Origin of the sequence: Microbacterium sp. NPDC008134 (assembly GCF_042957055.1) — a bacterium.
GTDB lineage: Bacteria > Actinomycetota > Actinomycetes > Actinomycetales > Microbacteriaceae > Microbacterium.
This window is the reverse complement of the sequence record NZ_JBIBHO010000008.1, coordinates 1-1357: the sequence shown is the minus strand read 5'-3', so window position 1 is coordinate 1357 and position 1357 is coordinate 1. Positions and strand designations below refer to the sequence as shown.

At 70.0% G+C, this 1357-nt stretch carries 1 protein-coding gene; it reads left to right on the top strand.

Translation table 11 applies throughout. The annotated features are described in order from the left end of the window. Positions 1–110: 110 nt before the first annotated feature. Positions 111–1357 (top strand): DUF222 domain-containing protein (locus ACFY9N_RS17355; RefSeq protein WP_391480211.1); only part of this gene is annotated, 1247 nt, incomplete at its 3' end.

The following is a 1357-nucleotide window of genomic DNA, read 5'->3' as shown; positions in this document are numbered from 1 at the left end:
GTTCTGCACCGGTGTGGTGTCCCCTCGGGTTCTCCACTGTTCGTGTCGATAGTTGCTGTGGCCTGGTCTTTTCGTGTCCGAATGTCGGTGGTCGCTGGTGGACTGAGGTCATGAACCGCATCGCTGAGCTCCTTGACCGGGTCGCTGCTGACCTGGCCGTGGTGTTGCGTGCGGACACGCTTGCGGGGTTGTCGGATGTGGAGAAGATGCGGGTTCTCCGTGCCGCGGGCGAGGTGTCCCGGCGTGTGGACGCGGTGGTCGTGGAGACGGTCGGGTCGGTGGATCAGCGCCCGGCGGGGTCGGGGGAGTTGGCGTTCTGCGGTCAGTTCGGATGCCGGACGATGAACGAACTCGTCCAACGCGTCCTCCGCACGGATGCGGCTGGGGCGGGCCGTGTCGTGAAAGCCGGTCGGGCGGTGCGGCGGGAGGTGGACTTCTCGTCCGGAGCATGGTTGCCCGCCCGGTGGCCGGCCCTGCGGGAGGCACTGTTGGATGGGGCGGTTGGGCTGGCGGGGGTGTTGGCGGCGACCGGTCCGGTGGAGCAGGCCGGGCCGCGGATCGGCGCGGCGGACCGGCTCCTCGCGGACGCCGAGCTGGCAGAGTACGCGCGCGGGCTCGCAGCGGTCGACGAGACCGATGCCGATGCTGAGACGGGTGCGGATGCGGATGCGGGTGCGGGGGTGGATTCGGGGGTGGAGCGCTCGCTCGAGGCGGGTCCGCCCGCGACGCCGGAGGATCTGAAGTTGTTGTCGCGGGTGATCGTGACGTATCTCGACCCCGACGGCGCGGAGCCTGTGGAGGAGCGGGCGATGCGGGCCCGCGGGATCGTGTTGGGCCGGGTGAAGGATGGGGTGATCCCGATCCGGGGGTCGTTGCTTCCCGAGACAGCGGGGCAGTTGCAGCGCATCTGGGACGCGTATCTGAACCCGAAAGTCGACGGACCACCCGTCCCGGACACACCCGTGACCGGAACCGGGGTGCGATTCATCCCATCCGCGGACGAAGCCGCAGTCGACAGCCCGCTCACCGGTCACGCCGACGATGACGCCTTCCTCGGTCTTGGCGACGGTGCCTTCCCCGGCCCCCACGACGGCGACCTCTTTTCCGGTCTTGGCGACGATGATGTCCTGCCGTCGGGGGATGCGGGCCGGACGGTCGATGACCGGTCGCGGGCGCAGAAACAGCACGATGCTCTCGCCGCCGTCCTCGGGATCGCCGCCCGACACCATGACATGCCGTCCCTGGGTGGTGCGGCGCCGACGCTCGTGGTGTCCGTGACCGCGGAGGACTACACGTCCGGGCGCGGGTGGGCGCACATCGACGGTGTCGACGACGCCCCGGTGACCCTCGCCACCGC